The sequence below is a fragment of the Rhodococcus sp. H-CA8f genome (assembly GCF_002501585.1).
Lineage (GTDB): Bacteria > Actinomycetota > Actinomycetes > Mycobacteriales > Mycobacteriaceae > Rhodococcus_F > Rhodococcus_F erythropolis.
Genome location: NZ_CP023720.1, coordinates 994,887 through 1,016,044 on the forward strand (window position 1 = coordinate 994,887; position 21,158 = coordinate 1,016,044).

The following is a 21,158-nucleotide window of genomic DNA, read 5'->3' on the forward strand; positions in this document are numbered from 1 at the left end:
CTATGTTTAAGTTATTCCTTAATTAAGGAGTTGCTTACATGGACGAGCGAAGTGGTCGACTCGATTCAGTGTTCAGCGCACTGGCCGACCCGACGAGGCGTGAAATGCTCTCTCGCCTGACGGATGGTTCGATGACCGTCGGTGAGCTGGCCGAGCCGTTCGAGATGAGTCGGCCCGCCATCTCGCAGCATCTGAAGGTGCTCGAGCGAGCCGGTCTCATCGAACGAACCGCCACCGCGCAATGGCGCACGTGCACCCTTCGCGCAGAGGGTCTCGACGACGCCAGCGCATGGGTCGACGAACACCGGCGCGGTTGGAACGAACGCTTCGACCTCCTCGACGAGCGTCTACGTGAGCTGAAGCAACGCCGACCGAAGAAGGAGAAGGACAATGAGTGACCAGAATGCCGATGCCACCGCAGAATTCACCATCACCCGGATCTTCGATGCGCCGCGTGACCTTGTCTGGCGAGCGTGGACCGATCCCGACGAGGCGGCGCGGTGGTGGCACCCCGAGGGTGTCAGCAGCCCTCGGGAGCACGTCACGATCGACCCCAGAGTTGGCGGAACGTACCGCTACCTGATGATCAACGACGAGAATGGTGCCGAGTTTCCCACCGGTGGAACCTATCTCGAGGTCGACGAGCCGAAGAAGCTAGTCTTCACCTGGGGGATCCGGGAGATTCGGTGGACACCGCGCCTCGAATCACGGTCACGCTCGCAGATCGGGGAGACAAGACCGAGATGACATTCCATCTGGTCGGGATCCCGGGTTTCAAGGGCGACGGCAACGTCTACGACGGGTGGGAATCCGCGTTCGACGTGCTGGACAAGGTATACCGCGGCGAGTAGTCGGGAATCGGACACCGCCACCGGGGCACCGGTGATTGAATGGAGTGAACACACCATTCAATCACCGACGTGGGAGAGCCTGATGGCACCAGAGGTTGCGGTAGTTCTCGAGGGATATACCTACTTCGAATGCCCGCGCTGGCACGAGGACCGAATTTGGGTGTCGGACTTCTATACCTACCAGGTGATTTCGGCCCGTGAGGACGGGACCGACGTACGCGTCGAGGCGGAGATTCCAGGGCAGCCGTCCGGGTTGGGGTGGCTTCCGGACGGCAGATTACTGGTCGTCTCCATGCGGGACCAGAAGATTCTGCGGCGAGAATCTGATGGCGATTTGGTGGTGCACGCAGACTTGTCCGAGTACGTGAGTGCCAACGTCAACGACATGCTGGTCGACGCGCAGGGACGAGCGTACGTGGGCAACTTCGGGTTCGACCTGATGAACCTGGCCCCCGTCGAGACGGCAGATCTCCTCCGCGTCGACCCGGACGGATCGGTGCACGTCGTGGCGCGAGATCTCCACTTCCCCAACGGGATGGCTCTGACGTCGACCGAAGATCTGCTCGTGGACGAAACGCTGGGAAATCGAATCAGTGCGTTTGCCGTCCAGCCCGACGGCTCTCTGGGCGAACGCCGTGATTGGGCGTCGTTCGGGCCGGTACCTGGTGGACCCGAGATGGAGACCACCCTCGCTGAGATCGTTGTTGCGCCCGACGGATGTTGCATCGACGGAGACGATTCGATGTGGGTGGCCGACGCACTCGGAAGTCGAATTCTCCACGTCGACCCGTCTGGCAAGACAATCGATGAAATTGCCTTCGACAGCGGCGTCTTCGCTTGCGGGCTCGGCGGTTCCGACGGTCGTACGCTGTTCGTCTGTGCCGCCCCGGACTTCAACGAACACGCTCGCAAGGTGGCAACAGAAGGAAAGCTGCTGTCGATTCGTCTGGAGCCTTTGGGCTGACATGGAATTGGTGACCTCGCTACCTGCCGACACTCCGCTGCGGCAGGTGGCTCAGCACGTCGAACGCATCGAGAACCTCGGTTTCGACACGGTGCACATCTCCGAGACCATTCGCGACCCCTTTGCCGTGGCGGCACTGGCCGTCGAGCACAGCAGTACTCTCACTGTCCGGACGTCGATGGTTGTCGCGTTTGCGCGCAGTCCCATGGTGACGGCTTTGGCTGCCTGGGATCTTGCAGGTTTCTCGGGTGGGCGATTTCAACTGGGGCTCGCAACGCAGGTGCGCGGGAACATCGTCGGGCGGTACTCGATGCCGTGGACCAATCCTGTTGCACAACTGCGCGATTACGTCAGTGCTGTACGGGAGATATTTCAAGCGTTCCAGACGGGCGGCGAACTCGACTATGCCGGCTCGCACTACACCTTCAACCGACTGCAGCCCTACTTCAATCCGGGGCCGCTCGACGTTCCAGCTCCCGAGATCTGGACCGGGGGAGTGAACTCCCGCATGTGCTCACTGGCAGGAGCCGTCGCCGACGGCTTTGTTGCTCACCCCACCAGCTCCCATCCGAAGGTGCTCGCGGAGAGGATCATTCCATCATTGACGGCCGGCGGAAGGAAGCCGCGGCTGATTGCCGTTCCGAAGACGATCACCGGCAAAGATCGTGCCGCGATACTTGCTCAACGAGAAGCGGTGCGCAGTGAACTTGCCTTTCTCTACTCCACACCGGCATATCGAATCGCGCTCGAGGTTCTCGGCTTGGCGGGGATCGGCGAGAAGCTGACTGCGATGGCACGAACGGGTGATTGGGCTCGACTACCAGCTGTGCTCACGGACGATGTTCTCGACATCTTGGTCACGCAATGCACCTACGCCGAACTCCCCGGGGTGCTGAGTTCGAAATACGCGAGTCTCTGCGACGGCATTGCACTGGCAGTGCCGGCGGATCCCGCCGACGACCGCGCCTTCGCAGCGATGTGTGAGGAGATTCGAGCCGCCGCAGCGTCTGCCCCCTGACGTCCAGTCGGCGCGAACTACACTCTCGACATGGGGCGCGTCTACGAAGGCATCGATGAAAAGCTCACCACGTGGTTGCAGGCCCAACCGCTGTTCGTCGTTGCTACCGCACCTTTGTCTCCTGACGGGTTGATCAATTGCTCACCCAAAGGGGGAGTCGGATCGTTCGTGGTGCTGACATCAACCCGCGTGGCGTACCTCGATCTCACTGGCAGCGGTGTGGAAACCATCGCGCACGTGCGCGAGAACTCGCGAATAACCCTGATGTTCATGGCATTTGACGGACCACCGAAGATCGTTCGACTGCACGGTCACGGACAAGTTCTGCCCGCAGGGTCGGAACCGTTCAACGAGCTTGTCGGTAGGTTCCCCGAGCACCCGGGACTGCGGTCGATCGTCGTGGTCGATCTGACGCGCATTTCGGATTCGTGCGGATACGCAGTACCGCTGATGGACTACCAATCCGATCGTGACGTGCTCGACCGCGTAGCGGAGAAGAAGGGTCCGGAGCGGCTCATCGCCTATCGCGCCGAGAAGAACGCGAAGAGTGTGGACGGCTTACCTGGCATCGACGCGGAGTGATACAACATCGCGACGCCGTGAGAAAGAGTGTGGGGCAGGTGATTCTGACATCGCCTGCCCCACGTCCTCGTTGTGCTGGTTACTTCGCCATGTCCTGGGCTGCTCGGTACGAGAAGACCATGGCCGTGCCGAGTGGAACTCCGGGGCCGGGGTAGAAGCGGCCGCTCAGTGACGCGCTCGTGTTGCCTGCGGCGTACAGGCCGTCGATGGCGCTGCCGTCAGCACGCAGGACTCGGCCGTTGACGTCGGTGACCAATCCGCCCTTGGTGCCGAGGTCACTGAGGACGATGCGGGCCGCGTAGAACGGACCGTTCTCGATGGCCGTCAGTGCCGCATTCGCGCCGCCGTTGGGTGGGCAGAAGAACGCGTCGTACGGGTCTTCGCCGCGATGGAACTCTTCGTCGACGCCCAGTTTTGCGGCATCGTTGAACTTTTCGACAGTGCTGCGCAATGCGTCGGCCGGTAGTCCGGTCTTGGCAGCGAGTTCTTCGAGAGTGTCGGCACCGACCCACGTTCCGGCTTCGAGGTGCTTGGCGGGCGCCGTGTTCGGGATGCAGATGGCGGGCAGTCCGCCACCCTCGCGCGAGTCGAAGATCATGAACGACGGCACGGCAGAACCGTTGTCGTCGTGAGCATCCATGGCTCGTCCGAACTGGTCGTACGGAAGCGATTCGTTGAGGTAGCGCTCACCGGCGCTGTCGACGACGAGCCCACCGCGAACGCCGACCATGAAGGCGGCGCTGCCGTCGGGCTGCTCGACGCCGGGGCAGAACCACGCCTGATCGAGCAAGGCTGTTGCGCCGCCGACGGCAATTCCGGCGGAGATCGCGTCGCCGGTGTTGGCGCCGAAGGGACCCATACTCCAGATCGCCTTGCCGGGGGTGCCGGCCTGCTCACGCATCTCGGCGTTGCCTTCGATGCCGCCTGCTGCCATCAGGACACCGCGGTTCGCCTTGATTCGCTGGGTTTCGCCGCCGGATTCCACCTCGGCGCCGACAACACGGCCGTCTTCCACGATCAGGGAGGTGAGGACGGATTCGGTGCGAAGTTCTGCCTTACCGGTGCTCTGAACTGCGGCCAGCAGACGGCCGATCAGTGCGCGCCCACCGATCATCGGGCCGGGAGCATGATCCTGACCGGTGCGGTCTTGGTCCAGTTCCGGACGCACCTTGCCGGCGAGGTCACCGATGTCGGCGGGATCGAGATCGAGAGGGTTGATGGAGCGTCCCGTGTCCATCCGGCCTTCGGCTTTGTAGTAGTCGGGGAACGCACGGAACTCGAATTCGATGTTCGGGTTCTGCTCGAGTAGAGCGACGACAGCGGGAGCAGTCTCGACGTAGGCGTCCTGGCGCTCGGACTCGGCGTCACCGAGCAACGCGCGCAGATAGGTGCGGGCATTCTCGGTCGAGTCGGGAAGTCCGGCGCGTTCCTGCACCTGGGTACCTGGGAGCCAGATCGAGGCACCCGAGTAGGCGGAGGTCCCGCCGAAACGATCGGTTTTCTCGAGGACGATCGTCGTCAATCCCTGAGCAGCGGCGGTATATGCGCCGGTCAGCGCTCCGCCGCCGGAGCCGACTACCAACACGTCGCACTCGCTGGTCCAGTCCTGCATCATTGCGTCCTTACTCCAAGAGGGTGGGGTGTCCACGGAATACCGCACGGCACTGGAAGGCCATGCCAGGTCCCACTGAGCGGGCAATATGCCGAGATGGGTGGTCCAGGTGAGAGAATTAGCGCGGTCGTTCGCGGCCGGGACACATAATCGATGATGGGGGCGACGTTGCCGAGAATTGCCGAGGTCAGGGACGCTGCTGAGCCCAGTTCGGACGAGCAGCGGGCGCGCCATGTGCGGATGCTGGAAGCGGCCGCCGAATTGGGGACCGAGAAAGAACTCTCACGGGTTCAGATGCACGAAGTTGCCAAGCGGGCAGGCGTGGCCATCGGCACTCTCTACCGTTATTTCCCTTCGAAGACGCACCTCTTCGTCGCTGTGATGGTCGAGCAGATCGATCAGATCGGCGACAGTTTTGCCAAGCATCAGGTGCAGTCGGCCAATCCGCAGGACGCCGTGTACGAGGTCCTGGTGCGCGCGACTCGCGGGTTACTGCGTCGGCCGGCCCTTTCGACTGCGATGCTGCAGTCGTCCAGTACCGCCAACGTCGCGACGGTGCCGGACGTGGGCAAGATCGATCGCGGCTTCCGGCAGATCATCCTCGATGCGGCCGGGATCGAGAACCCGACCGAGGAAGACAACACCGGGTTGCGTCTGCTGATGCAGCTGTGGTTCGGGGTCATCCAATCGTGCCTCAACGGTCGAATTTCCATCCCGGATGCGGAGTACGACATCCGCAAGGGGTGCGACCTGCTTCTGGTGAATCTCTCACGACACTGACGTGACCTCGCCCCTTCTCGGGGTGGGTTCGTCGTATCCTCAAAATTGAAATCAATTCTATTATTTGAGTCAGGCTTGGTTCAAAGATGACGTTCATTCCGGCATTGCCCTGACATCAACAATAGAATACATTGCAGAAAAGTTGACGGTGAGTCAGCTCACCGACCGAAAACTCCACGAAGGAGCGCACATCATGGGTCATGCAGTCATCGTCGAGGCCGCTCGGACACCGATCGGCCGTCGTCGCGGCGCCCTGGCGGGGCTGCACCCCGCCGAGATTCTGGGAGCAGCGCAACTCGGCGTTCTCGAACGAGCAGGCGTCGCACCGGAAGACATCGGGCAGATCATCGGTGGCTGTGTCACCCAGGCAGGTGAGCAGTCCAACAACGTCACGCGGCAAGCGTGGCTGCACGCCGGATTGCCGTACAGCACAGCGGCAACCACCATCGACTGCGCCTGTGGATCTGCCCAGCAGGCAGTGCATTTGATTTCCGGCCTGATTTCCTCGGGTCAGATCTCAGCCGGTATCGGCTGCGGCGTCGAGGCGATGAGCCGTGTGTTCCTGGGCCAGGCAAACGCGCCCGGTACGGGAAACCCGTACCCGGACGACTGGACCATCGACATGGGTGACCAGTTCACCTCTGCGCAGCGTATCGCCGAGAAGCGTGGCATCACACGCGCCGACGTCGACGCCTTCGGCCTGGAATCGCAGCGCCGCGCAGCCCAGGCTTGGGCAGAAGGACGCTTCGACCGTGAGATCGTGCCCGTCAAGGCTCCTGTCGTCACCAAGGAAGGTGTGCCGACCGGTGAGATCGCCACTGTCACGCGCGACGGTGGCCTGCGCGAGACGACAGCCGAGGCGCTGGCCGGACTCAAGCCGGTCATCGAAGGCCATATCCACACCGCCGGCAACTCGTCGCAGATCAGTGACGGCGCGGCTGCGGTACTGCTGATGAGCGAAGAGCGCGCACAGGAACTGGGATTGAAGCCCCGCGCGCGGATCGTCGCGTCCGGCATGGTCGGATCTGATCCCTTCTATCACCTGGACGGACCGATCGAGTCCACCCAGATGGTGCTCGACAAGGCCGGAATGACTCTGAACGACATCGATCTCGTCGAAATCAACGAAGCGTTCGCCTCGGTAGTGCTCTCCTGGGCGCAGGTTCACGACGCAGATCTGTCCAAGGTCAACGTCAACGGCGGTGCGATCGCACTCGGGCATCCCGTCGGTTCGACCGGCGCTCGTCTGATCACGACCGCGCTGCACGAACTCGAGCGCTCGAACAAGTCCACGGGGCTGGTCACGATGTGCGCCGGTGGCGCTCTCTCTACCGCCACCATCATCGAACGCATCTGACCCGTACTCAAACTGTCGAATTGACGAGGTAGACATGACCATTGGATTGAGTGAAGAAGATCGTGACCTCCGCGACTCCGTACGGGGCTGGGCGGCACGTCACGCAACACCCACCGCTATCCGTGAAGCGGTCGAGGCGAAGGTCGAAACTCGCCCCCAACTCTGGAGCGGGCTTGCCGAGCAGGGACTTCTCGGACTACACGTGGCCGAGGAATTCGGCGGCGCTGGATACGGATTGGTCGAGCTCGCGATCGTCGTCGAGGAACTCGGGCGCTCCATGGTTCCCGGCACGTTCCTGCCGACAGTCGTGGTCAGCGCCGTTCTCAGCGACGCCGGAGTCACCGCTCCGCTGGCCGGACTGGTCGACGGCAGCACGCTCGGAGCCGTTGCACTGCAGCCGGGTTCGCTGAAGATCGCCCGCGACGGCGACACCGCCACCCTCAGCGGAACATCCAGCCAGATTCTCGGTGGCCATGTCGGCGACGTGTTCCTCCTCGCGACGGACAGCGGATTCGTTCTGCTCGGACGTGACCGCCTCGAGGTCACGGACTTGGCCAGCTACGACGTCGTACGTCGTAACTCCGAGGTCACCGTCGACGGTCTGATCCTCGCCGATTCCGAGATCCTCACCATCGATACGCAGCGTGTACTCGACATTGCCGCAACACTGTTCGCGGCCGAGGCATCAGGTTTGGCCGACTGGGCCGTCACGACCTCGGCCGACTACGCGAAGGTGCGTCAGCAGTTCGGTCGCCCGATCGGCCAGTTCCAGGGCGTCAAGCACAAGGCCGCTCGGATGCTCGCTCTTGCCGAGCAGGCGCGCGTCTGCGCGTGGGACGCTGCGCGCGCACTGACGCCCGCCAACGGCGTCGGTGCCGAAGAGGCTTCTCTCGCAGCAGCTGTCGCTGGAGCCACGGCCCTCGAAGCCGGCTTCTCCGTCACGCGTGACTGCATCCAGGTGCTCGGCGGAATCGGCTACACGTGGGAGCACGACGCGCACCTGTACCTGCGCCGCGCGCAGTCCCTGCGAATTCTGCTGGGTTCCACGGCATCCTGGCGTCGTCGCGTTGCCGAGCTGACCATTGCCGGCACCCGTCGCGTGCTCAGCATCGAGTTGCCGCCCGAGGCCGAGGCGATCCGCGCCGACGTCCGCGCCGAGCTCGCTCCGGCTCTCGAACTCGAAGGTGCCGCGCAGAAGACGTACCTCGCGGAAAAGGGCTACACCGCACCGCACTTCACGGCTCCGTGGGGCAAGTCCGCCGACGCCGTCAGCCAGCTGGTCATCGCCGAAGAACTGCGCGCTGCGAAGATCAAGCCGCACGACATGATCATCGGCAACTGGGTCATCCCGACGCTCATCGCGCACGGCAACGAAGAGCAGCTTGCCAAGTTCGTCCCGCCGTCATTGCGCGGCGACATCGTCTGGTGTCAGCTCTTCTCCGAGCCCGGCGCAGGTTCCGACCTCGCGGCTCTGAGCACCAAGGCCACCAAGGTCGACGGTGGCTGGAAGTTGCAGGGCCAGAAGGTGTGGACATCGATGGCACGCGACGCGCACTGGGGAATCTGCCTCGCGCGCACCGACGCCGACGCCCCCAAGCACAAGGGCCTGTCCTACTTCCTGATCGACATCAAGAACAGCGGCCTCGACATTCGCCCGCTTCGCGAGATCACCGGTGAAGCACTGTTCAACGAAGTCTTCTTCGACGACGTCTTCGTCCCCGACGAGTGCCTGGTCGGCGAGCCGGGGGACGGCTGGAAGCTCGCTCGCACCACACTGGCCAACGAGCGTGTCTCGCTGTCCAACGACTCGTCTCTCGGATCGGGTGGTGAGGCTCTTCTGAGCCTGGTCGACGGACTACCCGGTGGCATCGACGACGAGCAGCTGACGGTGCTCGGAAAGGTGCTGTGCGACGCGCAGTCCGGCGGTCTGCTCGGTCTGCGCACCACGCTGCGCTCGCTCACCGGCGCGCAGCCGGGGGCCGAATCCTCGGTGGCGAAGTTGATCGGTGTCGAGCACATCCAGCAGGTCTGGGATGTGGCAATGGAGTGGGCCGGGCCGAGTTCACTTCTGGGCGACCAGCATCGGATGTCTGCAACCCAGATGTTCTTGAACTCGCAGTGCATGTCCATCGCGGGTGGTACAACCAATGTTCAGCTCAACATCATCGGTGAGCGAATCCTGGGTCTGCCTCGCGACCCCGAACCGGGAAAGTGACCTGCACATGAGCAATCGCACCTTCGTCATCGGCGTGGGCATGACCAAGTTCGAGAAGATCGAGACCCGCGACTGGGAATACCCGGACATGGTGACCGAAGCCGTCTCGAATGCACTCACCGATGCCGGGATCAGCTACGACCAGATCCAGCGTGCTGCAGTCGGTTACGTGTTCAACGCGTCGACAGCAGGCCAGCGTGCCCTGTACGAAACGGGTCTGTCCGGTATCCCGATCTTCAACGTCAACAACAACTGCGCCACCGGCTCGACGGCACTGATGACGGCGCGCGAGTGGGTACAGGCCGGACAAGCGGACTGCGCACTGGCCGTCGGCTTCGAAAAGATGACCAAAACGGCGCTGACCGGAACCGGTGAGATGCCCAAGGTCACCACTTTGGACTCGCAGCTGAAGATCATGGTCGAGGACTACGGCTTCGCCCGATCGCCCATGACCGCTCAGTTGTTCGGTAATGCCGCCGTCGAGCACATGAAGAAGTACGGCACCACGGTCGAGCAGATTGCGGCCGTGGCGGTCAAGAACCACAAGCACTCGGTCAACAATCCGTATGCGCAGTTCCGTGACGAGTACACCCTCGAACAGGTGCTCGGCGACAAGATGATTCACGAGCCGCTGACGCGCTCGCAGTGTTCACCGACTTCGGACGGTGCCGGTGCTGCCGTCGTCGTGAGTGAGAAGTTCGTCCGTGAGCACGGACTCGAGGACCGTGCGATCGAGATCGTCGCTCAGGCCATGACCACCGACACCTCGGCAGCGTTTGCCGAGAAGTCGATGATCGACGTAGTCGGCGCGCCGATGACGGCTGCGGCCGCCGAGCAGGTCTTTGCCGAAGCCGGCATCAGCATCGACGACGTCGATGTCATCGAACTGCACGACTGCTTCGCGATCAACGAGATCATCACCTACGAAGGTCTCGGAATGTGTGGCGCCGGTGAAGGCGGAAAGCTCGTCGAATCCGGTGCCACTACGTACGGCGGCCAGTGGGTCGTCAACCCGTCTGGCGGTCTGATCTCGAAGGGCCACCCGCTGGGTGCCACCGGGCTGGCACAGTGCGCCGAACTGACGTGGCAGCTTCGCGGGACCGCAGATGCTCGCCAGGTCGAAGGCGCACGAATCGGATTGCAGCACAACCTCGGACTGGGCGGCGCGTGCGTCGTGACCGTCTACCGAGCCGGAACTTTGGAGAACTGATGGCTATCGATCTCGAGGTGGCATTGTCCGCCGAACCGACTGTGCGCGAAGCGTCGTGGACCGACCGCGACGTCATGCTCTACCAGTTGGGGCTCGGAGCCGGCGTGAACGCTCTGGATCCCGCCGAGCTCACCTGGGTGTACGAAAAGGGTCTGAAAGTGCTCCCGACCTTTGCAATGGTTGCGGGCCAGGGAGTTTCGGCGGGTGTACTGCCCGCAGCGTCGATGAGTATGCCGGGAATCGACATCGACCTGCGCAAGATTCTGCACGGTGGGCAGTCGCTGACACTTCACGCGCCGATCCCGTCGACGGGTGCTGCTCGTATTTCCACTCGCATCGCTGACGTGTGGGACAAGGGCAAGGCTGCCGTCATCGTGCTCGAGACGGCGGCCGAGGACCTTGACGGGAATCCGTTGTGGACCACCGGAATGCAGATCTGGGCCCGCGGCGAAGGTGGATTCGGCGGCAGCGCCGGTCCCGAAGTTGTTGCCGGGGTGCCTGACCGGGCGCCCGACAAGGTACTGACGTCGAGCACGAGTACCTCACAAGCCCTGGTGTACCGACTCAGTGGAGACATGAACCCGCTGCACGCTGATCCCTCCTTCGCGAAGATGGCGGGATTCGACGCTCCGATTCTGCACGGTCTGGCGTCGTACGGCATCGTCTGCAAGGCGGTGGTCGACGGAATTCTCGACGGAGATCCGACGCGGGTGAAGAACTACTCGGTGCGGTTCGCCGGTTCGCTGTTCCCCGGCGAATCCATCACCACCTCGGTATGGCAGGACGGCAACACACTGACCTTGGCGGCGACGTGCCCCGAGCGCGAGAACTCCCCGGTTCTCACACACGCAACAATGGAGATCAACTGATGGACCTCGGCACGCACCCCACGGCAGCCACACACCCGGGCGGCACGATTTTGACTTCGCCGCCGCAGGACGCCCCGGTCGACCGGGCCACGGCAGCAGCGCGTCGCGTTGTCGACGCGATGCTGCGCACCGACCGCGGAAACGCCAATCTGGATCGGGTTGCGGAGGAGCTCAACAGCATTGCCGAGCACCTCGAGCAGCACTCGCCCGAGGTGGCCGAGCGCTTGATCGACATGTGGAACGGTGAGGGCGTGACTCGTCACGATCCGGTGACCGGCCCCGAGAATGCCATTGCGCCGCCGCTGGTTCTGGAAGGGCTCGCTGACGGGTCGGTGCAGGGAGTGGTCACGTTGACGCTGCCGTACCAGGGCCCTCCCGGCCATGTACACGGCGGTGTTTCGGCGCTGCTGCTCGATCACGTTCTTGGCGTCGCGAACGCCTGGGGTGGAACTTCGGGCATGACAGCACAATTGAGCACTCGGTACCATCGCCCGACTCCACTGTTCGAGCCCCTCACGATCAGCGGCAAATTCCTTTCCAAGGACGGCCGCAAGATTCACACCGTCGGTGAGATCAAGACTGCGGACGGCGAATTGTGTGTGTCGGTAGAGGGATTGTTCATCGACAAGACCGTGCCGCGCCCCAGGTAGGGGTTCTGACGAAGGAGGGCCCAGTGGGCAAGCTCGACGGACGTGTAGCAGTGGTCACCGGTGCCGGTATGGGCATCGGGCGCGGAGTGGCAGGCGCGTTCGCGCGTGAAGGCGCGTCGGTGTTGGTTGCCGAGATCGACGAGGCAGCGGGCCTCGAAACCACCCAGTGGTTGCGGGACGAATGGGGCGCGGAGGCGGAATTCGTCCGGACCGACGTCACCGACAAAGCTCAGGTTGTTGCCATGGTCGACAAGTCCGTCGAGCGGTTCGGACGCCTCGACATCCTGGTCAACAATGCTTGGCGGACTTTCGGTTTCGCTCGGCTCGAGAAGATGACCGACGAGCAATTGCGTGGCGGTTTCGACATGGCAGTGATGGCCGCTTTCTGGGCCATGCAGGCTGCGTTGCCAGAACTCGAGCGTCACGGCACCGGCCGCGTGATCAATATGTGCAGCCTCAACGGCGTGAATGCTCACATGTACTCGGTGCAGTACAACGCGGCCAAGGAAGCATTGCGAACACTGACTCGCACTGCTGCCCGCGAGTGGGCTCCCAAGCACGTGAACTGCAACGTCATCTGTCCCGGTGCGCAGAGTGCGGCGTACAAGCGTGTCGCCGAAGCCAATCCGGAAAACGCGGCAGTGATGGCCGCACAGAACCCGATGGGGCGGATCGGCGATCCCCTCGACGACATCGGCCCCGTTGCGGCCTTCCTGGCGAGCGACGACAGCCGTTACGTCACCGGCAACACTCTCTTCGTCGACGGTGGTGGGCACATCAACGGTGTGCAGTGGGCGCCGACCGTCGACTGATCGGCAGTAATTCGGCTCGAGAATCCGGCGTCTATTTGGCCGTGAATCCCGCATCGACCGGCAACGCGATACCTGTGACGTATCGAGCCTGATCCGAGACCAACCAGGCTATCGCGTTGCTGACGTCGGAAGCTTCGATCAGCCCGACGTCCAAGAGATTGCCGACGTCGGCTCCGCTCGATGCGGGGGAGTCTGCGAACAGTTTCGCGACGGCATCGTTGACGACCATCGGTGTATTCGCTCCCGCCGGATGCACGGAGTTGACACGAATGTTGTGGGGAGCAAGCCAGTGCGCCCACGTGCGCCCCAACCCGACGATGGCGTGTTTACTCGCGCAGTAGCCGTCGGATCCGCCGGTTCCATCACCTCCGCGGCCGACAAGTCCCAGTGTTGATCCGGTCAGGACTATTGCGCCGCCTGTCCCTTGCTCGATCATCGCGGGCGCTGCGGCCTGGACGGTATTCCAGACGCCGAAAAGATTGACCTCCATCTGGTCGCGGAAGGCGCGGGCATCGTCGATGTCCGGGGACATCATGCCGATACCGGCGTTGGCCAGGACGATGTCGAGGCTGCCCAACACTGCGATACTTTCGGCCACTGCAGCTCCCAGCGCGGGTAAATCGCGAACGTCGACTTCTCGCGCGACGGCATTTCGCCCGAGAGCCTCGATCATTGCCGCTGTCTGCCTCAAATCCTCGGCGGTACCCATCGGGTAGGCCACCGATTCGATCTGGCGGCAGATGTCGAGTGCGATGATGTCCGCACCCTCCTGCGCCAATCGCACGGCATGGCTTCGGCCCTGACCTCGGGCGGCTCCGGTGATCAGTGCGGTTTTGCCTTCCAACTGTCCGGGCATGGGTGCTCCGTCCGTCGTGAATCATGAGTACTCGGTCATGAGTACTGACTCGAGGGGACGGCGAAACTCGTCGCCGGCGACGTAGTCTGAGTTCAGATACAGCGGGAACTCGCTTCGGAAGAGAAGAGGCTCGGTATGTCCGATTGGGAGAAGAAGTTCGAAGCTGAAGCCAAGGGCCTCCTGGCCGAGGTTGAAGAAGAGCTGACCGTCCTCGAAGGTGTCGACACCATCGATCCGTTTGGTGAAGACGATCCGGACCCGGTTGCTGGAGACGATCCGTCAGCGGGAGATGACGACACCAAGCCGGCCTCAGGCTGACCCTGCGACACGTCGACGCGCCTCGACGCCGCTCGGTATCTCAGAACGGTGGTGGGTCATCCCCGTAGTCGATGGGTTCTCGGTGGGCTCGCGGTGATTTCCGCCGCTTACGTTGAGCGTGTTGTTCTAGCTGCCTTTGAATCCGTCGGCGTTGACGATTGCGTTCGGACTGGATACGGGCGGCCTTGTTCTCCGACTGGGTCCGCCGATCTCGACCGCACTGCGGCGGCATCGGGCCGTGCGGCCCGGCCATCAACCCTGCGGGGCGTGTTCGGTAGCAATGCCCAGTCGGCGATGTCAGCGACATGGTCCGATCCTGGTTCGACGCGAATTGCCACCGGTCGGAATGCTTGAGGCGATGGTGGTTGCGGCAGAACGCACTCATATTCGATTCGACTGTCTTGCCGCCACGTTCGGGGTCGCCATGATGGAACGGTTCATTGTGGTCCAGATCGGAATTCCAGGCCGGGACATCACAATGCAGCCATTGGCAGCTGCCCGCGATGATCCGCAACCAGGTATCGAGAACTGAACCCGGCCGGTAGACGTACGCCGAAGCAAGCACCGGTTCGGTGGCGGCGTCAGCGGGTACTCGGACGTTTCGAATTACGGCGTCTTGGGCGATGTCGCGAGCATGCTCAGCGCTGATCACCCCGTACCCGTCGAGGTGAGCGGGCTCGCCGCCTCCGCGCAGAGTGGAATCAGTCATCACGACGTGAACCACGGGCCGACGAACGACAACACCACCGCTACGATCCTGCGGGCAATCAGCTCGGCCACAGTTGCACGGCAAGAACGGAGATCCGTTGGTCAACTCGAAGAGCGCGTCGGCTCGTCGCTGCTCGTATGTTCGAGAGTCGTTTCGGCATACCGACATTGCCAACTCGCGTAGTCGGCCGTCGAATGCCCGAGCCTGCTCTGCCGGAATGCTGCCCAAGATCTTTGCCATCCCGTCCTCGGCAGCGCTGACCCCGACGAACCGATCGGTGAGAGCACGGCGTCGACGTTCTCGCATACCTTCCGGGTCCACCATCGCCACGATCCGATCGATCGCCGCTGTCAGTCGCCTTCCCGTCAAGCCCGTTCCGCCGGCTACTGGTGGGGCGAGAACCTGCTCGAGCAGTAGTCGTTCCACTTCGTCGATCAATTCGTCTTTCACGTTCGCGGTCGCGGAATCGATCAAACCAACTCGGTACAGATCCAACTCGCCACGCGCCATCGCCGCTCGAGTGCGATGCAAACGAGTCTTCAACGAGAACCCCAACCCGATCAGCTTGCCGGCAGCCGCGCGGCCCATCGTCAGTGACGCACCGACTTCCGATTCAGCCAACTCGTGTGCGGTCGACGACCACGCACCACTGGCGGCATGCTCTGAGCTTCGCCGCGAAAAGAACTCGGCAATCACAGCGAGCTTGCGTTCGACCAGCATCGCCTCACATGCGTGCAGATCTGTCATGAGATCAACCAGCGCACAATCAGTTTCGGTACCGGTCAGCTGCGCTGAGATACCGAAGAGCTCTGTTGTCGGGTTGAACATGCATCCATTCTATTCGAATGTGTGTTCGATATGAACTGAATTCTCAAATCAGTCGGAATAGTCCGAGTTTTCTGATTCTCAGCGAATTTCCAAGGCCTGTCGTAGTGCGCTCAGAGGATCCGAGGCGTCACGACGCCCACGCGGACCAGGCCCTTCTGGGTTGACGAAGCGGCCCTCGTCCGAGCGAGTCCACTCTCGTACGGCCCATCGCTCCTTGATCGCCCAGCGACCGTTGCGACGCTCCATGTGGTCGATGAATCGCGCACCGCTGGTGAAGTTGATCATCCCGATGCCTTCGGGCCCACCCCAGTGTGTGGACATCGAATACGCCTCGCTGATCGCGTGGTCGCCGTGCAGTTCGACCAGATGGTTGCCGATGTGATGCATCGTGCCGCCGATCGCCGAGAGTTTTGGTGTCACCCAGGCGATGTACTGGTCGATGTTGCCGTCGAATCCGGTGTGATGGTCGATCGCATCCGGGTGGTAGGCGCTGCGGACGAGATCGAAGTCGAGGCGGTCGATGCCACGGCAGTACGTCAGAACCACCTCACGGATTGCCTGCTTGTCGATGAGATCTTGCAGTGCCCGGTCCATGTCACGCCTCCTTGATGCTGGTCATCCAGTCGAGTAGTTCTGGTAGTTCTTCGGCGGCGCAATCGAATACGGCGGGTCGGAGAACGACGACGGACGCGCCGCGGGCGAACCAGTCCCGGGCCTTGTCTGCGGTTGCCGAGAGGTCGACGGACCCGTTGTCGCGTCGAACCGGCGCCGCAGACACTTGCACGCGCGCCGACTCCGGGTCACGTTGGTGAGCTTCGAACGTGTTGCGCAACAGTGCAACACTGTCGGTGAACGTTCCCAGATCGGTCGGGTTCACGGTCCAGCCGTCTGCGACGCGTGCGATGCGGTCGAAGTTCCGCCGGCTTGGTCCGAAACCGAAGAGCACCGGTATTCGGGGTTGGATCGGCAGCGGGAGGCTGTGGTAGTTCTCGAAAGCGAAGTCGCGCCCCTGGAAGGTGGCCGGTGCATTGGTCCACAGTTCGCGGCAGGCTGCGACGGTCTCCTCCATGCGCCCGAATCGCGCGTCGAAAGGCATGTTGGTGGCGGTGTATTCAGCTTCTTGCCATCCAACGCCGAAACCCATGACAGTTCGACCTTCGGACAATGAGTCGAGAGTGGCAACCTGCTTTGCAAGCAGGGCCGCCGGGCGAACAGTGGCGATCAGAACCGATACTCCGAGGCGAGCTCGTTCCGTCACCGCGGCGATCGAAGACAGAAATGAAATCGGTTCGTACCAAGGGTGATCCAACGGGAACAGGAAGTTGTGTTCGACTACCCGCTGGGCGTGAGCGTCGGCATTGAACCCGAGGTGGTCGCCGGTGCAGATCAGATCGATCCCGGCACTGTCAGCACGCGCGGCGAAGTCCAGGACCGGGCGGACCTTGCCGTCGAACAGGGCCTCGAGACCCAAAACGTTGACACCGATTTCCACAGTCGTTCCTCTACAGTGCCCGCTTGGCATGAGCGGACATGTCGCCCATGTTGTCCAAACAGAAGAGCCTCGAGCTGAACTGCCACGACCCGTCGATGCACGTGAAGCGATCGAAGTAGCGCCCCGACAAAATAGGTTGCAGGGCAAGATCTTCGGTACCTTGTATGACCGTTACGTACGAGAGCGCCGTCGCTGATTCACCGTCGACCGAGATTCGCGTGTTGGTCAGCAGATGTTTGGTGCGTGGAACCGGCGGATCTCCGTACATCCGAATGAAGCCGCTGCAGGCTGCGAACACTGCGTCGGCGTCGGACGAAATGAGAGTGGTGGCAACCCCGTCCGGTCCGCACTGCCCGTAGTCGGACTGGGCGAACAATGCAGCGACTTCACCCAATCTGCCCTGATCGATCAAATGCGTGTACTCACAGAGCAGGTCACGGATCGCAGACTCGGCGACGATCCGTGACAGCTCCGCGGTCATACGGTGATCTCGCGCCGAACCATCTTGCCGGTTGCGTTGCGAGGCAACAGATCACTGGTGATGCGCCACTTCGACGGCACCTTGAAGTAGGAAAGTCGCTCGGCGGCGTAGTCGCGCAGCTCCGCCTCCGTGGTGGCAGCCCCGGGACGCAGTACAACCACGGCGGACACTTCCTGGCCGAGGTCGGGGTGCGGCATGCCGATGACAGCGCACTCGATCACGTCGGGGTGTTCGTCGAGCGTCTGCTCGATCTCGGTGGGGTAGACGTTCTCGCCACCACGCAGGATCAGGTCGGAACGACGACCGGTGAGACGGAGACGTCCGTTCTCGATGACGCCGAAATCGCCGGTGCGGAGCCAGCGTCCCGGTGCAATTGCAGACTCGGTCGCCTCGTCGTTCTCCCAGTATCCGAGCATGACGAACGGGCTGCGCACGCACACTTCACCTTCGATGCCGTCCGGCAGCCACTCGCCGAAGGGATCGCGAATCTCCATCGAGACGGTGATGATCGGACGTCCGAGAGTACCTGGGAACTCTTCGAGTTCGGCGCCGACGGCGACCGCAATTGCGGTGCTGCATTCGGTGAGGCCGTAACTGTCGACCAGAGCGTTGCGTGCGAACGGCACCTGCTCCTTGAGGCGTTCCTTGAACGCGGGCGACGACGGCGCGGACGCCAGCGAGAATGCAGTCAACGAAGAGACGTCGTACTTGGCGATGTTGCCGTGTTCGAGTAGCCGCGATGCCATCGTGGGGACAGCACCCCAGTTGGTGACGCGCTCGCGTTCGACCAACCCGAGCACCTTGTCGACGTCGAAGCCGCCCTCGGTCAGGATGACGGCGCTGCCTGTCGCGAGACGGGGGACCACCAGATTGTGCAGGCTGGCGATGTGGAAGAGCGGGGAGGTGAGTAGATAACGCAATGGGCTCGGCTTGGAAGCGTCGTACTCACGGCCGGTGAATGCAGCGCCGATCGCGTCGCTGTATTTGTGGTAGTCGACGACGGCCATCACGTTGCGGTGCGAGTGGAGTGCGCCCTTGGGGCGGCCACTGGTACCGCTGGTGAACAGGATGACGGCGGGGGCGTCCTCGTCGATGTCGGTGCTCGGCACGTCGGAGCCTGCATATTCCGCGATGAGCGCGGGCAGATCCTCTTCCATGGTGAGGACCGTGATGTCTGCCGGCAGTTCGGGGAGGGCGGCGCCGCGCTTGGCGTCCACGACCAGAACCTTCGGGCGTGAGAGCTCGATCCCGTGGGTGACCTCGCGCGGAACCCACCAACCGTTGAGACCGACAGCGATCGCGCCGAGCGCCTGCGTCGCGAAGAACGTCATGACCCATTCGGGAGTGTTGGCAGCGAGGATGCCCACACGGTCGCCCTTGCGGACTCCGTACTTGTCCCGCAGAGCAGTTGCCAGCGCGGCGACGGAATCAGCGTGCTCGGTGAACGAGATTCGACGATCGCTGGTGACGAGATAGTCGCCGTCGCCCCAGGCGCGAGATGCCGAGATGAGTTCACCGATGGCGTGACCACGGTTCTTCATCACGGGCATGACGGTGCCGAGAACCTCTTCTTCGACGATCTCGAATGGCCCACCTGGACCGGTGAGGCGTGAGACCGCCTGGTCCAGAAGCAACTGCGGATCTGCGGGGGCAGTCATGGAATGGCCTTTCGTATTGTGGCGCTTTTCACGTCACAAAATCTCACGAGAAAATCATATCTGTGGCGGCGGTTACCACTGAGCGAGACTGGGACGGTTCCGGCATTGAGGCGTCGATACGTTCGAGTCGTATCGCAGTTGGAGTAATCGACATTCCGATATCGACTAGGACACAGGACACGATGACGAACACCGCCACCGAAGCATCTTCGAATGCAGCTCTTGCAGCTCCTCAGCGCGAGGACGTCGCGCAGATGTTGATCGACCGTCTCGGTGATCAGCACCTGGGTCTGCGGACGCGGACGCAGGACTGGAGCTGGGACGAGGTGGTGCGCGAGAGCGCGGCGCGCGGCTCGCTTGCGAAGTCGCTTCGCGCGCCTGGACCGTTTCACATCGGAGTACTTCTGGAGAACGATCCCGAGTTCCTGTTCTGGCTCGGCGGCGCGGCCCTGACCGGGGCCACGATCGTCGGCATCAATCCGACCAGGCGTGGAGCTGAACTCGAGGCTGAGGTTCGGTACGTCGACTGCCAGCTGATCGTCACCGACAAAGCGGGCTACGAGAAGTTGTCCGGCCTTGACCTCGGACTGACCGAAGATCGTTTTGTTCTGGTCGACGACGCGTCATACCCGGACAAGATTTCCGCTCACCAGGTCGAGTCGCCTCAGGTCGACCTCGGCGTCGACGCGTCGACGCTGTTCTTGCTTCTCTTCACCTCGGGCACCACCGGAATGTCCAAGGCAGTGCGGTGCAGCCAGGGGCGTCTGACGCGGTTGGCCTACGCGAACTGCGCCAAGTACGACATCGACCGCGACGACGTCTGCTATTGCTGCATGCCGCTCTTCCACGGCAACGCGTTGATGGCTCTGTGGGCGCCGGCCCTTTCGCAGGGAGCTACGGTCTGCCTCGTTCGTAAGTTCACCGCCTCGGGATTCATGCCGGACGTTCGGTTCTACGGCGCAACATATTTCACCTACGTCGGTAAGGCTTTGGGGTATCTCATGGCGACGCCGGAACTGCCCGACGACATCGAGAACACCCTCACGCACGGCTTCGGGACCGAGGCGTCGCCGGGGGACAAGGCAGAGTTCATCCGTCGTTTCGGTGCGCAGCTTTTCGAGGGATACGGTTCGAGTGAAGGTGCCGGTTCGGTCGTGCTCGATCCGAACCAACCTGCCGGCGCGCTTGGCCGTCCCGCGAGCGAGAACATCGTCATCGTCGATCCCGATACCCGCGAAGAGCGACCCCGCGCAATTCTCGACGAGCACGGTCACGTGCTGAACCCCGACGAATCCATCGGCGAGATGGTCGACAAGGCCGGATCGAAGAAATTCGAGGGGTACTACAAGAACGAAGACGCAATTGCCGAGAAGATTCGCCACGGTTGGTACTGGACAGGCGATCTCGGCTACGTCGACGAGGCCGGGTTCATCTACTTCGCCGGACGTAAGGGTGACTGGATCCGCGTCGACGGTGAGAACACCTCGGCTTTGATGATCGAGCACATCTTGCGTCGGCACCCCAAAGTGATTGCCACGGGCGTCTTCGCGGTACCGGATCCGCGTTCGGGCGATCAGGTGATGGCAGCTGTCGAGGTCGCCGACTTTGCCGATTTCGATCCGGCCGAGTTCGCTGCCTACCTTGCCGCGCAGGCGGATTTGGGTACCAAGGCAGCGCCGCGATTTGTTCGTGTTTCGACTGATCTGCCCGTCACGGGCTCCAACAAGGTACTCAAACGTGAACTTCAAGCCGACCGCTGGCGGACCGACGAACCAGTGTTCCACTGGGTGGGCCGCGGTACTCCCGAATACACGTTGATGACCGAAGCTGACGTGGTGGACCTGGAGAAGGAGTTCGAGACGCACGGCCGCACGCGGTTCCTATGACACGGCCGCA

Annotated in this window: 21 protein-coding genes; 14 read left to right on the forward strand and 7 right to left on the reverse strand. The window is 62.6% G+C overall.

Annotation, left to right across the window (positions count from 1 at the left end):
* Positions 1-38 precede the first annotated feature (38 nt).
* The 5 genes from CPI83_RS04780 (at position 39) to CPI83_RS04800 (ending at position 3,415) form a co-directional block, all read left to right on the forward strand.
* On the forward strand, positions 39-398 hold the full coding sequence (locus tag CPI83_RS04780) for a metalloregulator ArsR/SmtB family transcription factor (RefSeq protein WP_097386865.1): 360 nt from the start codon (positions 39-41) through the stop codon (positions 396-398).
* Positions 391-747, forward strand: a complete 357-nt coding sequence (locus CPI83_RS04785; protein WP_232816865.1) for an SRPBCC domain-containing protein — start codon at positions 391-393, stop codon at positions 745-747. The genes CPI83_RS04780 and CPI83_RS04785 overlap by 8 nt, the downstream gene beginning before the upstream one ends.
* 186 nt (positions 748-933) lie before the next feature.
* Entirely contained in the window at positions 934-1,815 is an 882-nt protein-coding gene (locus CPI83_RS04790) for an SMP-30/gluconolactonase/LRE family protein (RefSeq protein ID WP_041816247.1), read from the forward strand.
* Between the two features lies 1 nt (position 1,816).
* Positions 1,817-2,833, forward strand: coding sequence for a TIGR03617 family F420-dependent LLM class oxidoreductase (locus CPI83_RS04795; protein WP_097386866.1), 1,017 nt, complete (start codon positions 1,817-1,819; stop codon positions 2,831-2,833).
* 30 nt (positions 2,834-2,863) lie between these two features.
* Entirely contained in the window at positions 2,864-3,415 is a 552-nt protein-coding gene (locus CPI83_RS04800) for a pyridoxamine 5'-phosphate oxidase family protein (RefSeq protein WP_097386867.1), read from the forward strand.
* A 79-nt stretch (positions 3,416-3,494) separates the two neighbouring features.
* On the opposite strand, the gene CPI83_RS04805 is transcribed toward CPI83_RS04800, so the two are convergent.
* On the reverse strand, positions 3,495-5,027 hold the full coding sequence (locus CPI83_RS04805; protein ID WP_020909157.1) for an FAD-dependent oxidoreductase: 1,533 nt from the start codon (positions 5,025-5,027) through the stop codon (positions 3,495-3,497).
* 153 nt (positions 5,028-5,180) lie between these two features.
* Here CPI83_RS04805 and CPI83_RS04810 point away from each other — a divergent pair, with 153 nt between their 5' ends.
* The 7 genes from CPI83_RS04810 to CPI83_RS04840 all read left to right on the forward strand — a co-directional run bounded on the left by CPI83_RS04810 (position 5,181) and on the right by CPI83_RS04840 (position 12,920).
* Positions 5,181-5,807 carry a TetR family transcriptional regulator gene (locus tag CPI83_RS04810; RefSeq protein ID WP_019745323.1) on the forward strand — a complete coding sequence of 209 codons (627 nt, stop codon included), beginning with the start codon at positions 5,181-5,183 and terminating at the stop codon, positions 5,805-5,807.
* A 193-nt stretch (positions 5,808-6,000) separates the two neighbouring features.
* Positions 6,001-7,164 carry a steroid 3-ketoacyl-CoA thiolase gene (locus CPI83_RS04815; RefSeq protein ID WP_029256270.1) on the forward strand — a complete coding sequence of 388 codons (1,164 nt, stop codon included), beginning with the start codon at positions 6,001-6,003 and terminating at the stop codon, positions 7,162-7,164.
* 34 nt (positions 7,165-7,198) lie between these two features.
* Positions 7,199-9,379, forward strand: a complete 2,181-nt coding sequence (locus CPI83_RS04820) for an acyl-CoA dehydrogenase (protein WP_047889699.1) — start codon at positions 7,199-7,201, stop codon at positions 9,377-9,379.
* Positions 9,380-9,386: 7 nt separating this feature from the next.
* Positions 9,387-10,589: a lipid-transfer protein gene (locus tag CPI83_RS04825; protein ID WP_019745320.1), complete on the forward strand. Its 1,203-nt coding sequence runs from the start codon at positions 9,387-9,389 to the stop codon at positions 10,587-10,589.
* Positions 10,589-11,458 (forward strand): MaoC/PaaZ C-terminal domain-containing protein, encoded by an 870-nt coding sequence (locus tag CPI83_RS04830; RefSeq protein WP_020909153.1) that lies wholly within the window; start codon positions 10,589-10,591, stop codon positions 11,456-11,458. The genes CPI83_RS04825 and CPI83_RS04830 overlap by 1 nt, the downstream gene beginning before the upstream one ends.
* Complete coding sequence (locus tag CPI83_RS04835; protein ID WP_019745318.1) at positions 11,458-12,108, forward strand: PaaI family thioesterase; 651 nt, start codon at positions 11,458-11,460, stop codon at positions 12,106-12,108. Before CPI83_RS04830 ends, CPI83_RS04835 begins: the two co-directional genes overlap by 1 nt.
* Positions 12,109-12,131: 23 nt before the next feature.
* Positions 12,132-12,920: a glucose 1-dehydrogenase gene (locus CPI83_RS04840; protein WP_029256266.1), complete on the forward strand. Its 789-nt coding sequence runs from the start codon at positions 12,132-12,134 to the stop codon at positions 12,918-12,920.
* A gap of 31 nt (positions 12,921-12,951) precedes the next feature.
* On the opposite strand, the gene CPI83_RS04845 is transcribed toward CPI83_RS04840, so the two are convergent.
* Entirely contained in the window at positions 12,952-13,776 is an 825-nt protein-coding gene (locus CPI83_RS04845; RefSeq protein ID WP_097386868.1) for a mycofactocin-coupled SDR family oxidoreductase, read from the reverse strand.
* Between the two features lie 135 nt (positions 13,777-13,911).
* Here CPI83_RS04845 and CPI83_RS04850 point away from each other — a divergent pair, with 135 nt between their 5' ends.
* Positions 13,912-14,094, forward strand: coding sequence for a hypothetical protein (locus CPI83_RS04850; RefSeq protein ID WP_097386869.1), 183 nt, complete (start codon positions 13,912-13,914; stop codon positions 14,092-14,094).
* Positions 14,095-14,134: 40 nt separating this feature from the next.
* Here the strand turns inward: CPI83_RS04850 and CPI83_RS04855 are convergent, their stop codons facing one another.
* The 5 genes from CPI83_RS04855 to CPI83_RS04875 form a co-directional block, all read right to left on the reverse strand.
* Positions 14,135-15,631 carry a DUF222 domain-containing protein gene (locus tag CPI83_RS04855; protein ID WP_097386870.1) on the reverse strand — a complete coding sequence of 499 codons (1,497 nt, stop codon included), beginning with the start codon at positions 15,629-15,631 and terminating at the stop codon, positions 14,135-14,137.
* Between the two features lie 78 nt (positions 15,632-15,709).
* Entirely contained in the window at positions 15,710-16,225 is a 516-nt protein-coding gene (locus tag CPI83_RS04860; RefSeq protein ID WP_021331984.1) for a nuclear transport factor 2 family protein, read from the reverse strand.
* A gap of 1 nt (position 16,226) precedes the next feature.
* Positions 16,227-17,123, reverse strand: a complete 897-nt coding sequence (locus CPI83_RS04865) for a TIGR03619 family F420-dependent LLM class oxidoreductase (RefSeq protein ID WP_021345554.1) — start codon at positions 17,121-17,123, stop codon at positions 16,227-16,229.
* A 10-nt stretch (positions 17,124-17,133) separates the two neighbouring features.
* Positions 17,134-17,604, reverse strand: a complete 471-nt coding sequence (locus CPI83_RS04870) for a nuclear transport factor 2 family protein (protein ID WP_020909146.1) — start codon at positions 17,602-17,604, stop codon at positions 17,134-17,136.
* Positions 17,601-19,262: a class I adenylate-forming enzyme family protein gene (locus tag CPI83_RS04875; protein WP_097386871.1), complete on the reverse strand. Its 1,662-nt coding sequence runs from the start codon at positions 19,260-19,262 to the stop codon at positions 17,601-17,603. Before CPI83_RS04875 ends, CPI83_RS04870 begins: the two co-directional genes overlap by 4 nt.
* A gap of 182 nt (positions 19,263-19,444) precedes the next feature.
* On the opposite strand from CPI83_RS04875, the gene CPI83_RS04880 reads away from it, so the two are divergent.
* Positions 19,445-21,148: an AMP-binding protein gene (locus CPI83_RS04880; RefSeq protein ID WP_051636507.1), complete on the forward strand. Its 1,704-nt coding sequence runs from the start codon at positions 19,445-19,447 to the stop codon at positions 21,146-21,148.
* The last annotated feature ends 10 nt before the right edge of the window (positions 21,149-21,158 follow it).